Here is a 12,649-nt window from a genome sequence, read left to right on the forward strand (position 1 = left end):
ACGCACCACTTGGTGCGATGCGCACACACAGAGAAAAGGAGTGCCTGTATGGCAAATGGTATCATCATTATTGACAAGCCTGCCGGGTGGACATCGATGGATGTGTGCGCGAAGCTGCGGGGGATCTTGAAAACAAAAAAAATCGGCCACGCCGGGACCCTGGACCCTATGGCCACCGGGGTGCTGCCGGTGTTTGTGGGCCGGGCCACCCGGGCCGTCAGCTTCGCTGAGGGCGGGGAGAAGGAATATGTGGCCGGGCTGCGCCTGGGACTCGTCACCAACACCCAGGACACGGAGGGTGAGACCCTGACCCAATCTCCCGTTGCGGTGAGGAGGGAAGAGCTGGAGGCGGTGCTGCCCCGGTTTACCGGGGAAATCAGCCAAATCCCGCCGATGTTTTCCGCCATTAAAATAAACGGGCAGAAGCTCTATGATTTGGCAAGGCAAGGCAAGGAGGTGGAGCGCAAGGCCCGGGCGGTGACGATTTTTGCCCTGGAGGTGGTGGAGCAGGTGTCCGAAACGGACTATATTCTGCGTATTCGCTGCTCTAAGGGGACTTATGTGCGGACCTTGTGCCACGACATCGGACAGGCTCTGGGCTGCGGGGGATGTATGTTCTCCCTGCGGCGTACCATGGCCGCCGGATTCACATTGGATGAGAGCGTGACCCTGGAGCAGATGCAGGAGGGCGGCGAAGCGCTGCTGCGGCCTACGGACAGCCTGTTTCGGGACCGGCCTGATTATCGGCTGAAAACAGAGAAGCAGGAGGAGCGGTGCCGCAACGGTAATCCCTTTTTCATTCGGGAAAATTTGCCGGAGGGCGAATACCGCATTTACGGCCGGGAGGGGGAGTTCCTCTGCCTGAGCCGCTTACAGGGGGACACCATGACCTCCCTGAAAAACTTTTTCGGAGCGTGAGAGATTTTGAACCAGACAGTCATTGCCCTGGGCTTTTTTGACGGGGTGCATCGGGGCCACGGGGCCCTGCTGGAAAAGACCGTGCAGCGGGCCCGGGAGCTGGGCGCAGAGCCGGTGGTATTTACCTTTGACCGCCCGCCTAAGGAGGTGGTCACGGGAAAGCCTGTGCTGCTCATTAACTCGCCGGAGGACCGGCGGGGGTTGGTGAAGCGCCTGTACGGCATAGAGCGGATCATTCTGGCGCCCTTTGACCGAGAGATGATGACCTTGCCCTGGGACGCCTTTGTGGAGCAGAAGCTGGTGCGGGATATGCACGCCGTGCATCTGGTGGCCGGACACGACCACCGCTTCGGACACAAAAACCAGGGGACGCCCCAGCTTTTGCAGGAGAAGTGCCGGGAGCTGGGCCTGGGGTGCGACATTATCCCCAAGGTGGAGGTGGACGGCATCACCGTCAGCTCCACCTACATCCGCGAATTGGTGGAGAGCGGCGATGTGGAGACGGCGGCGCGGTTTTTGGGACACCGCCACTGCATGACCCAGACCGTGGGCCACGGCCAGCGGCTGGGCCGGACCATCGGCATTCCCACGGTGAACCTTACAGTGCCGGAGCATGTGCTGACGCCGAAATTCGGCGTGTATGTGAGCCGGGTGTATCTGCCGGACGGGCGGAGCTGCGCCGGGGTGACCAATGTGGGCACCCGGCCCACCGTGAGCCGGGGGGAGGCGGTGTCCGTGGAGACATTTCTGCTGGACTTTGACGGGGATCTCTATGGGCAGGACATTCGGCTGGAATTCTGCAAGCGGCTGCGGGGCGAGGTGAAATTTGACTCCCTGGAGGCTTTGCGGGAGGAGATACAGAAAAATATCCGCCAGACACGGGCGTATTTTGAGGAAAACGGCGTGGAGTGAGGCGGAGAGAATATGGTATGAAGCGGCGGGGCGTAAGCCCCGCTGTTTTTTTGCGGGGAGAGGGAAATTAAAGGGAAAAAGGGGATAGGTGGGCGGGCGACCGCAAGGGTCGCCCCTACGGAGCGGTTTGTAGGGGCGGACGACCCTGTCCGCCCGTCCCCGATAACGAAACACCTTGTAGGGCAGGGCCCGTGTGCCCTGCCGGGGGGCGGCATAAGGTCGGGCGGGCCGATGTAGGCATCGGCCCCTACGGAGGGTTACAAGAAGTGCGGGGCAAGGTCGGGCGGGCCGATGTAGGCATCGGCCCCTACGGAGGGGTTACAAGGGGCGCAGCAAAACGGGTCGTCGGGGAAATCGGCGAAGCGCTGCCAGTGGCAGAAGAAGCGAGGCGGTTTCGAGGAAGTGCCCCGATTGGCGGACACGACAGTGACCGGGAATCGGTTGGCACGACGGTGGGCAACCGCCGGCCCCTACGAAATTTTGCATTTCGTTATTTTTCCTGACGAAAATTTTTTGAGACAGGGGGATTCGGTGATTTCCCGACTTTTTTCTTCCGGGTTGCCGTCTACAATGGGGGAGACAAAGGAGGGGATCGCGTGAAAAAAGGACGGGCTCTGCCGCCGGAGGCGCGGAAGCTGGCGGCGGCAGTGAAATGGCCCCTGCTGGGCTTTTTGCTGTGCGGCGGACAGGTGGCGGGACTTTATGCCCCCTTTGCCCTGGCCGCTGTGGCGGTGGCCGGAATACGGCTGGCGGGCCTGGGGGCTGTGCTGGGTGTGGCCGGGGGCGCATTTGTATTTATGGATTTCCAGTCGGGGCTGCGGTGTGCGGCGGCGGCCATCCTTATTTTTGCCGCCAACACGGCGCTCTACGACACGGCGGTGTACAAAAAGCCGTATTTCAGGCCGGCTTGCACGGCGGTATTCTTTCTGCTGGTGCAGAGCATTTATTTGCTGGGACGCAGCGCCTCAAGCTGGCTTTTGGCCCTGTGCGCCGGGGCGGCAGCGGCAGGGGCCGCGTGGCTGCGGGAGCGGAAGCTGGAGAACTGGGGATTTCTGTGCGGCCTGGCTCTGGCGCTGCTGCCGGTATCGGCCTACGGCTTTTCCCTGGGGCGGGTGGCGCTGATGGCCCTGCTGCTGGCGGCGGGACGGGGGTGCAGCGTGTCCCAGTGTGCGGCCCTGGGGGGCTGCCTGGGCCTATTGGCTGACCTGACAGCTACGGAGCCGGTGGTGCTTTTGGCGCTGATTTACGGAGCCGGTGGTGCGGTGAGCGGCCTTTTGCGGCGGCTGCCCCGGGGGGTGTGCGGCCTGTGCGCCGCCGCCGTCAGCGGGGGACTGGCGCTACTCTTTGGGGCGGATGTTCTGCCGGTGACCCTGTGGGAGTGCGGAGCGGGGGCAGGCATCTATGCACTTCTGCCAAAAAAAATCCTGCCGGGGCTCTACGCCGCCGGGAAGCGGGCAGAAAACACGCCGGAGCCTGCGGCGGCGCCCTATGCCCGGCCTGCGGCGGCTCTGCGAGCCCTCTATGACAGCTTTTTCCGGGGACAGCAGCCCCGGCCGCCGGAGAATCCGGCGGTGATTTTTGACCGGGCGGCCCAAGAGGTTTGCAGCGGATGCGTGCTGCGCACCGATTGCTGGCAGAGCCGCTACAGCGACACTTACAGCGCCTTTAACGACGCCTGCCCGGAGCTTATGAAGCGGGGACGGGCGGAGGCCCAGGATTTTCCCCTGCATTTTTCCTCTCGGTGTGTGCATTTCCCGGCCCTCTTGCAGGCCATTGACCGCCAGACCCACGACTATCTCCTGCGCAGGCAGTTTCACCGACAATTACAGGAGGCCCGGAGCAGCGCCAAGGAGCAGTACGCCTGCCTGTCAGAGCTGCTGGATCAGGCGGCGGTGCCGGTGTCGGGCGGAGACAGCATCGGCTACCGGGTCAGCACCTCCCTGCGGCCCCGGAGCGGGGAGCATCTGTGCGGGGATCAGGTGGACCACTTCGAGGTGGGAGATGAGGTGTACCTGCTGCTGTGCGACGGCATGGGCAGCGGCCAGGAGGCCCACCGGGAGGCGGCCATGACTGTGCGGCTGCTGCGGCAATTTCTGGAGGCGGGGATTCGGCCCGGCCCGGCGCTGAAAACCCTCAACGCGGCTATGAAACTGCGGGGGGAGAGCTGCGGGGGCTTTTCCACGGTGGACCTGGCGGTGATGCAGCGGCGCAGCGGTACGGTGCAGCTTTACAAGTGCGGGGCGGCACCGTCCTACCTCAAGCACGGAGGCACCGTGCGGCGGTTTCGCTCCGATGCACCGCCCACGGGCCTATCCGATTCACCCCTGCCCCCGGACCGGGTGAGCGTGCCCCTTCAGGGCGGGGATTTTCTGGTGCTGGTCAGCGACGGTATAGCCGATCAGAGCTGCGACGAGTGGCTGCTGAACCTGCTGGCAGGCTTCACCGGGACGGACGCCCGGGAGCTGGCGGCGCTGATATTGGAGGAATCCCGGTGCCGCAAGGGCCTGGGGGACGACTGCGCCGTGATGGTGCTGCACCTGCCCCTTGCGGGGGAGAACCGAAGCACGGCAGTGTGAGGGGGCCTTGCGGGGCAAGGCAACAGGATCATCGGCCCCTACGAAGCGTTTAACGATAGAATTTCGTAGGGCGGCGGGCTGCCCTCAGCCCGCCGCCCTACGGACGGGTTATAAGAGGTGCGGTGCGGTGAGGAATCCCCCAGGCACGGCTTTGCCGTGCCAGCCCCCTTTAGGCAAGAGGGACGAGGGGACGGGGGATGCGGATTGCCACGACCAGTTTGCGAACTGGTCTCGCAATGACACATTGCAAGGAATGCAGTGCAAGCCCGGCAGCGGGGTGAAAAGGCATTTTCGACACGCTGCGTTTTTGATGGATTTCGAGTGTATAATTTCCAGGTTCCTTGCCCATACTGAGACTATCCGATCCACATTGAAGGAGGGCTTAGGTTTTGGTCAAGGGTATTTCCAGGCGGGTCATTGTTGTGGAGTCTCCCGACCCCCGCGTTTTCGATCAGGCGATCTTTATTCTGCGCAACGATGTGTTGGGGGAGGACGGCGTTTCTTCCCGGCAGCTTGTGGACCAGGCGGTGCGCATCGCCAAGAGCTACACCCGTACCCAGGGCCTGCCGCCCCCGAAACGCCACCGCCTGTCCCCGATCATTGCCGCCATTTTGGGCGGCGGGCTCATGGGCCTTGTATGGCTGGCGGCGGCGCTTTTGTAGAGGCTGCCGAAAAACCCGGCAAGGCTTTTCGGTGGGCTGATAATTTGCTTTTTTCATCATTTTTTCTCCTCACTTACGGGCGGCCTGGGGTCGCCCGGCTTTTTTACTTTTCGGCGGGAGAATTCTGTGGTATACTGGGATAAAATCTGAAAAAAGCGAGGAAACGCAATGTATATAGGCGATGTGTTCATCCCCAATCCCCTGGTGCTGGCCCCTATGGCGGGGGTGACGGACCTGGCCTTTCGCCGGGTGTGCCGGGAGCTGGGGGCCGGGCTGACGGTGACGGAAATGGTCAGCGCCAAGGCCCTGTGCTACCAGGACAGAAAAAGCCGGGGCCTGCTGAAGCTGGGGCCCGGAGAGCATCCGGTCAGCGCACAAATATTCGGCAGCGACCCGGTTTGCATGGCCGAGGCGGCGCAGATCGCCCTGGAAATCAGCGGGGCGGACATCCTTGACATCAACATGGGCTGCCCGGTGGGAAAGGTCGTCGGGAACGGCGACGGCTCGGCCCTGATGAAGGACCCGGAGAAGGCGGCGCGGATCGCGGAGGCGGTGGTAAAGGCCGTAAAGGTGCCGGTGACGGTGAAGATGCGCCGGGGCTGGGACAAGGGCAGTATCAACGCCGTGGCCTTGGCGAAAATGCTGGAGCAGGTGGGGGTGGCCGCCGTGGCCGTCCACGGGCGCACCCGGGCGCAGATGTACGCCGGGGCCGCCGACTGGGTAACCATCCGCCAGGTGAAGCAGGCGGTATCCATTCCGGTGATGGCCAATGGGGATATTTTTTCGGCGGAGGATGCGGTGAAGATTTTGCAGTTCACCGGGGCGGACTTTGCCATGATCGGGCGGGGAGCCTTCGGCAATCCGTGGCTGTTTCAGCAGGCTCTGGCGGCTCTGGAGGGCCGGGAGATCCCGCCCCTGCCGCCGCTGGATGAAAGATGCGACACGGCGGTGCGGCAAATTCACTGGGCCGCCCAGGACAAGGGGGAGCATATTGCCATTTTGGAGGCACGGAAGCAGTACGCCTGGTATCTAAAGGGCGTGGCCCATGCCAACTATTACAAGGAGCAGATCGTGCGGATGAACACCCTGGAGGATGTGACGCGGATCACGGAGGGGATCAAGCGGGATCTGCGGTAGGGAAAAAGGAAAACAGACGGCCGGCCCGGGGTGGGGCTGCCGCCTGTTTTTTAAGAAGAGGAGAGAAAAACACTATGTACAGGTTTAACTTACAGGATGGAGGGGGAATTGTCAACGGCGCAGGGACAGGATTCATAAATTGTTTACAAGAATGGGACAAAATGCCTATTGCATATTCAAAAAATGCGTGGTAATATTTAGTCCTCTAAAAGTTAGCACGCTAAATTTATAAAAAGGAGGGATGGACCGTGAAGTGCTGTGACGCACAGCAGGAGCATTTCGGCCCGCTGCTGGGATACTGTGACCACCAGATGATGAAGCTGATGGTGCGCAAGCTGCGGGGGTACGATGTGTCGCCTATGCAGTGCCGCACCCTGACCTTTCTCTATGAGCAGCAGGGGGATGTGACCCAGAAAAAGCTCCAGGAATTTCTGCGGGTGAAGCCGCCTACGGTGAACGGCATCGTGGAGCGGCTGGAGGAAAAGCATCTGCTGACCCGGAGCATTTCTCCCGGGGACGGACGGTGCAAGCTGCTGCATTTGACTGAGGAGGGGCGGTGCTTTTATCAGGAGTTTATCGCCATTACGGAGGAGGTCCACCGGCAGGCGGAGCGGGGCTTCACAGAGGATGAGGTGAAGCTGCTGCAGAGCTTTTTAGTGCGGGTGGCTGAGAATTTGTCCCGGGAAACGGAGGAAAAACATCCATGAAGAAGAAAAAACTATTCGACTATACCGCCGGGTACCGGGGGCTCATTATACTGGGCATCCTGTGCTCGGCGGGGGAGGCCGTGCTGGAGCTGCTGCTGCCCCAGGTCATGAGCGACATTGTGGACATCGGCATTCAGAACGGAGACAGAGAGTATATTTTGATGGCGGGGCTTAAGATGGTGCTGATGGCCCTGGTGGCCCTGGCACTGGGCGTGGGGGCGGCGGTGCTGGCCTCCAAGGCCGGCATGGGCTTCGGCGCCAATCTCCGGGCTGCGGAATATCGGCAGGTGCAGAGGTTCTCCTTTGCAAACATTGAGCATTTTTCCACGGCCTCGCTGATTACCCGGCTCACCAACGATGTGAGCAGCCTGCAGATGACCTTGATGATGGGGATGCGGATGCTGGTGCGGGCCCCGGTGATGCTGGTGACGGCCCTGGTGATGGCCCTCATCATCAGTACACGGCTGAGCCAGGTGTTCCTGGTGGTGATACCCCTGCTGGTGCTGGGGGTGGCCCTGGTGCTGGGAAAGGTGGGGCCGTTCTTCACCTCCCTGCAGAAGGCCACAGATGACCTGAACCTGGTGGTACAGGAGGATCTGAACGCCATCCGGGTGGTGAAATCCTTCGTGCGGGAGGATGTGGAAAAGGAGAAATTCGCCGGGCGCAATGAAAAGCTCAAGAGCATGGCGGAAAAGGCCTTTGGATTTGTGGTGATGTTTATGCCGCTGATCTTCCTCCTCATGGGCGGCACCATTGTGGCTGTGCTTTGGATCGGCGGCAACTATGTGTATGAGGGGAGCCTGCTCTCCGGCGACCTCATTGCCTTTTTTACCTATGTGTCGGAAATTCTCATGTCGCTGATGATGGTGTCCATGGTGATGATGATGCTCACCCGATCCATCGCCTGCGGCAGGCGCGTGATGGAGGTGCTCAACGAGGAGCCGCAGATCACCGATGAAAAGGCCCGGGAGGCTCTGGCGGTGGAGGACGGCTCTATCCGCTTTGACCATGTGTACTTCCGCTACAATCCCAACGGCCAGACTTGGAACCTGGAGGACATCGACCTGGACATTCCCTCCGGGGCTACGGTGGGCATTCTGGGCGGCACGGGCAGCGCCAAGACCACGCTGGTGAGTCTGATCCCTCGGCTGTACGAGGCAACTCGGGGCAGTGTGCGCGTGGGCGGACACGATGTGCGGGAATACTCCATGAAGCAGCTGCGAGACGCCTGCGCCATGGTTTTGCAGAAGAACACCCTGTTCTCCGGCACCATCAAGGAAAATCTTCGCTGGGGCGATGCAGGCGCCACCGAGGAGGAGATGCGACAGGCCTGCCGCATTGCCTGCGCGGAGGAGTTCATTGAGAAAATGCCCGATGGCTACGACACCTATATCGAGCAGGGAGGCACCAATGTGTCCGGCGGGCAGAAGCAGCGGCTGTGCATTGCCCGGGCCATTTTGCGCAGGCCCAAGGTACTGATTCTGGACGACTCCACCTCGGCAGTGGACACGGCTACGGATGCGGCCATTCGTCAGGGGCTGCGCTCCACCCTGCCGGGGACCACGAAGGTCATTATCGCCCAGCGCATTTCCTCTGTGCAGGACGCGGACATCATTGTGGTGCTGGACGACGGAAAAATTTCCGGCGTGGGCAGCCACACGGAGCTGCTGAAAACCAACGAGATATACAGAGAAGTGTATGAATCCCAGCAGGGAGGAGGCGCCATTGATGGCTGAGACAAAACGCAGACCCGGGCCCCACGGACCCGGCGGCGGGCAGCGCCACGGATACCAGAAGCCCAAGGACATGAAGGGCACCGTGAAAAAGCTGCTGCGCTATATGGGCCGCTACAAGGGGGCGCTGGTGCTGGTGGCCCTGTGCCTGGTGGTGAGCAGCGGAGGGTCGATCCTCTCCAGTTACCTGCTCAAGCCCATTATCAACGACTATATTCTGCCGGGGGATTTCCCGGGACTGATCAAGATGCTGTGCCTGCTGGGCGGGGCCTTTGCCCTGTCGGGCCTGTGCTCCTACGCCTATGCGCGGCTCATGGTCCACATTGCCCAAAACACCGTGGCGGCCATAAGGCGGGACCTTTTCAACAAAATGCAGTCCCTGCCCCTGCGCTACTTTGACACCCACCAGTCCGGCGACCTCATGAGCCGGTTTACCAACGACATCGACACCATTTCAGAGATGATCAACTCCAGCTTTGCAAACCTCATCTCCTGCGTCCTGACCTTCCTGGGGACCATCGGAATGATGCTGTACCTGAACTGGGTGCTGACGCTGATCACCTTTGCCTTCCTGGCGCTGATGCTCCTGACGGTAAAGACCATCGGCGGGCGCAGCCGGGTGAGCTTTCAGCGGCAGCAGGCGGCGCTGGGCGCAGTGAACGGCTATGTGGAGGAGATGATCGAGGGACAAAAGGTCATTAAGGTCTTTAACCACGAGCAAAAGACCATCGACCAGTTTGACACCCTCAACGAGAGCTATCGCCAGGCGGCCACCGCCGCCCAGGCCTACGCCAGCTCCATGATGCCCGCCATGGGCAACCTCTCCCGCATTGACTACGCCGTTACCTGCTGCGTGGGCGGCCTGCTGGCTATCGGCGGCGTGGGGGACATCGGCTCCCTGGCGGCGTACCTGCTGTATGTAAAGCAGGTGTCCCAGCCCATTGCCCAGATGAGCCAGCAGGTGAATACTATTCTGGCCGCCGTGGCCGGCGCAGAGCGTGTATTCGCCGTGATGGAGGAGCAGCCCGAGACGGACGAGGGCAAGACCGTGCTGGTCCGGGCGGAGAAGAAGGACGGGACGCTCCGGGAGGTGCCCTACCGCACCGGCTGCTGGGCCTGGAAGGCCCCGGACGGCACCATGACGGAGCTGCGGGGCGATGTGCGGTTTGACCATGTGGACTTCGGCTACACCAAGGAAAAGACCGTGCTGCACGATGTGAGCCTGTTCGCCAAGCCCGGGCAGAAGATCGCCTTTGTGGGCTCCACCGGCGCAGGAAAAACCACCGTTACGAACCTTATTAACCGCTTTTACGACATCGACGCCGGAACCATCACCTATGACGGCATTGATGTGCGCAATATTGAGAAAAACTCTCTGCGCCGGTCCCTGGGTATGGTGCTGCAGGACACGCACCTGTTTACCGGAACCGTGGCCGAGAACATCCGCTACGGACGGCCCGACGCCACCGATGAGCAGATTGTGGCGGCGGCTAAGCTGGCCAACGCCGACGGCTTTATCCGGCACCTGCCCCAGGGATATGAAACCCAGATCACCGGCGACGGCGGCAGCCTGAGCCAGGGGGAGCGGCAGCTGCTGGCCATTGCCCGGGCGGCGGTGTCCGACCCGCCGGTGCTGATACTGGACGAGGCCACCTCCTCTATCGACACCCGGACGGAAAAGCTCATTGAAAAGGGCATGGACTCCCTTATGGCCGGACGGACGGTGTTCGTCATCGCCCACAGGCTCTCCACCGTGCGCAATGCCCAGGCCATCCTGGTGCTGGAGCAGGGGGAGATCATCGAGCGGGGGGACCACGAGGATCTTTTGAAGCAAAAGGGACGGTACTATCAGCTCTACACCGGTCAGAGCGAGCTTTCTTGATTTCAAGCAAAAATATTCAGGATAATAATTTTAAGGAGGAACAGAACATGACGGAAAAGGAACTCATCCAAACGGCCGTGAAAATGCTGGATATGGCCTATGCGCCCTACTCCCACTTCCCCGTGGGAGCGGCGTTGGAGTGCGACGACGGCACGGTGTATACCGGCTGCAACATTGAAAACGCTGCCTTCGGCCCCACCATCTGCGCCGAGCGCACAGCCATCGCCAAGGCGGTCAGCGAAGGCCACCGCTCCTTCCGCCGCATCGCCATCGCCGGCCGCTGCGAACAGCTCTGCGTGCCCTGCGGCACCTGTCGGCAGGTGCTGCGGGAGTTTGCGCCGGACATCGAGGTCATCTGCCTCAACGGCAAGGGAGAGGCGCGGCACTTCGCCTTGAAGGAGCTGCTGCCGGAGAGCTTCGGACCGGAATACCTGTAACGCCCGGGCTGAGCCGGGCATAGAATGGCACAGCCCGGAACGGAGGAGGGCGGTGCCTGTGGAGAGCGATCTTTCCTGCCTGGGCAGCGGACAGAGGGGCGTGATTACCCGGCTGCATTTTTCCGGAGGGAAAAGACGGCGGCTCATGGAGCTGGGCTTCATTCCCGGCGCGGCGGTGACGGCCCTGCAAAGGGCACCCTTCGGCGGGGCCGTGTCCTATGAGGTTATGGGGACGGTGATTGCCCTGCGCAGCGCCGATGCCAGGCGTATTGAGATCGAAACAGTAAAATAACAAGCCGGGATGCTCGTAACATCCCGGCTTGTTGTGACTGTCGAAAAACCCGGAGGGTTTTTCCGACAAAAGAATTGCAGTCTGCTGCGCGCATAATTTTGAGCCCATGGCTCAAAATTCCACACTGGCAGCCTGAGAGGTATTTTCTCTCACGCACATGTCGCGAGAGAAAATGATTTTATTTCTTTGCCGCCTGCGGGCGGCAAACTCTGCGAGGCTTTTTTTGACACGCTGAACAAGTCGGCATGACCGCAACATCCCGGCTTGTTATTTTATGCTTTGCTCATGCGGCTTTTGAAAAAAGAGATTTTGGGCAGCCGCCACAGAAGCAGAGAGCCCAGGCCGTAGCAGGCCAGCAGCTCGCCCAGGGCTACGGAGGCAGCGTTCAGGGCGAAGGTGGCGGCGAAGGCATCGGTGAAGCCCACCTGCTCCCAGGCCAGCATCCCGCCCACCAACAGACCGTTGCACACCACCGGGGGCAGCGGGGCCAGCCACTTGCGCTTACACCGGGCTGTTAAAACCGCCGCCAAGAGTGTGGTCAGGGAGCCTATGACGATGTCCAGCAGGCCGTAAGGACTGAGAAGGTTGGTGATGAGGCAGCCGACAAACAGCCCCCCTGCCGTCTCCGGAAAGAAAAACGGCAGCACGCACAGGGCCTCGGCAAAGCGGCACTGGACGGGGCCGAAGGTCACGCCGAAAACGGACCCGAAAATAGACAGCACCGCATAGGCGGCGCCCACTACGGCGGCGGTGGCAAGGTGTTGAACAGTGAATTTTTTCATGGTAATATCCTCCCATTTTTTGTTTAGAGAACGGCCGAAGCCGAACGAACGCCTATCGGCGCTTGGACAGGGTGTGGAAACCGGTCGGGAGGTAGTATAACACAAAAACGGAAGAATGCAAGGGGAAAAAGAGAAACGACGCAGCGGAAATCGGGGTTAGAGGGGCGCTTTTTGCAAAAAAAGTGGGAGTTTGCGACAAAAAGGCCTTGACTTTTGACAAAAATCAGGTAAAATAATAAGGCTTGCATTATGCAGGCAAATCCTTGCTCTCACCGAATGTGAGGGCCATAAGACCAGAAGGAGGTGCAAAAGTATGGCTAAAATTTCTGCCAACTATGAGGTCGTTTACATCATCGACCCGGCACAGGGTGAGGAGGCTATTGCCGCCACGGTGGCAAAGTTCCAGGCTCTGGCTGAGCAGAACGGTTCCGATGTAGTCGTGGACGAGTGGGGCAAGCGTCGTCTTGCTTACGCTATCGACTACAAGACCGAGGGTTACTATGTGCTGATGAGCTTCACCAGCGCGCCCGAGTTCCCCAAGGAGCTGGATCGTATCCTGGGCATTACCGAGGGCATTATGCGTTCCATGATCGTCTGCAAGGACGAGTAAG

12 protein-coding genes are annotated in these 12,649 nt (G+C 60.8%); 11 read left to right on the forward strand and 1 reads right to left on the reverse strand.

Annotated features, from left to right (window positions below):
* Nucleotides 1–48: 48 nt before the first annotated feature.
* The 10 genes from truB (at nucleotide 49) to KI236_RS09280 (ending at nucleotide 11,256) form a co-directional block, all read left to right on the forward strand.
* A complete protein-coding gene (gene truB, locus KI236_RS09235; protein WP_212821359.1) occupies nucleotides 49–918 on the forward strand; it encodes a tRNA pseudouridine(55) synthase TruB in 870 nt (289 codons plus the stop codon).
* Between the two features lie 6 nt (nucleotides 919–924).
* The gene (gene ribF, locus KI236_RS09240; protein ID WP_212821361.1) at nucleotides 925–1,830 is read left to right on the forward strand and encodes a riboflavin biosynthesis protein RibF; all 906 of its coding nucleotides are present in this window, start codon (nucleotides 925–927) and stop codon (nucleotides 1,828–1,830) included.
* 596 nt (nucleotides 1,831–2,426) lie between these two features.
* Entirely contained in the window at nucleotides 2,427–4,406 is a 1,980-nt protein-coding gene (locus KI236_RS09245; protein WP_212821363.1) for a PP2C family serine/threonine-protein phosphatase, read from the forward strand.
* A 389-nt stretch (nucleotides 4,407–4,795) separates the two neighbouring features.
* On the forward strand, nucleotides 4,796–5,068 hold the full coding sequence (locus tag KI236_RS09250) for a hypothetical protein (RefSeq protein WP_212821365.1): 273 nt from the start codon (nucleotides 4,796–4,798) through the stop codon (nucleotides 5,066–5,068).
* A 168-nt stretch (nucleotides 5,069–5,236) separates the two neighbouring features.
* Nucleotides 5,237–6,205 carry a tRNA dihydrouridine synthase DusB gene (gene dusB / locus KI236_RS09255; RefSeq protein ID WP_212821367.1) on the forward strand — a complete coding sequence of 323 codons (969 nt, stop codon included), beginning with the start codon at nucleotides 5,237–5,239 and terminating at the stop codon, nucleotides 6,203–6,205.
* 248 nt (nucleotides 6,206–6,453) lie between these two features.
* On the forward strand, nucleotides 6,454–6,912 hold the full coding sequence (locus KI236_RS09260) for a MarR family winged helix-turn-helix transcriptional regulator (RefSeq protein WP_212821369.1): 459 nt from the start codon (nucleotides 6,454–6,456) through the stop codon (nucleotides 6,910–6,912).
* Nucleotides 6,909–8,648: an ABC transporter ATP-binding protein gene (locus tag KI236_RS09265; RefSeq protein WP_212821371.1), complete on the forward strand. Its 1,740-nt coding sequence runs from the start codon at nucleotides 6,909–6,911 to the stop codon at nucleotides 8,646–8,648. Before KI236_RS09260 ends, KI236_RS09265 begins: the two co-directional genes overlap by 4 nt.
* Nucleotides 8,641–10,527 (forward strand): ABC transporter ATP-binding protein, encoded by a 1,887-nt coding sequence (locus KI236_RS09270; protein WP_212821373.1) that lies wholly within the window; start codon nucleotides 8,641–8,643, stop codon nucleotides 10,525–10,527. The genes KI236_RS09265 and KI236_RS09270 overlap by 8 nt, the downstream gene beginning before the upstream one ends.
* A 14-nt stretch (nucleotides 10,528–10,541) precedes the next feature.
* The gene (locus KI236_RS09275; RefSeq protein WP_268978137.1) at nucleotides 10,542–10,964 is read left to right on the forward strand and encodes a cytidine deaminase; all 423 of its coding nucleotides are present in this window, start codon (nucleotides 10,542–10,544) and stop codon (nucleotides 10,962–10,964) included.
* A 58-nt stretch (nucleotides 10,965–11,022) separates the two neighbouring features.
* Complete coding sequence (locus KI236_RS09280) at nucleotides 11,023–11,256, forward strand: FeoA family protein (RefSeq protein ID WP_212821377.1); 234 nt, start codon at nucleotides 11,023–11,025, stop codon at nucleotides 11,254–11,256.
* A 272-nt stretch (nucleotides 11,257–11,528) separates the two neighbouring features.
* Here the strand turns inward: KI236_RS09280 and KI236_RS09285 are convergent, their stop codons facing one another.
* Nucleotides 11,529–12,038, reverse strand: a complete 510-nt coding sequence (locus KI236_RS09285) for a QueT transporter family protein (protein ID WP_228738136.1) — start codon at nucleotides 12,036–12,038, stop codon at nucleotides 11,529–11,531.
* Between the two features lie 313 nt (nucleotides 12,039–12,351).
* On the opposite strand from KI236_RS09285, the gene rpsF reads away from it, so the two are divergent.
* The gene (rpsF, locus tag KI236_RS09290; protein WP_212821379.1) at nucleotides 12,352–12,648 is read left to right on the forward strand and encodes a 30S ribosomal protein S6; all 297 of its coding nucleotides are present in this window, start codon (nucleotides 12,352–12,354) and stop codon (nucleotides 12,646–12,648) included.
* Nucleotide 12,649 lies beyond the last annotated feature (1 nt).

Origin of the sequence: Vescimonas fastidiosa (genome assembly GCF_018326305.1) — a bacterium.
Taxonomy (GTDB): Bacteria; Bacillota; Clostridia; order Oscillospirales; family Oscillospiraceae; genus Vescimonas; species Vescimonas fastidiosa.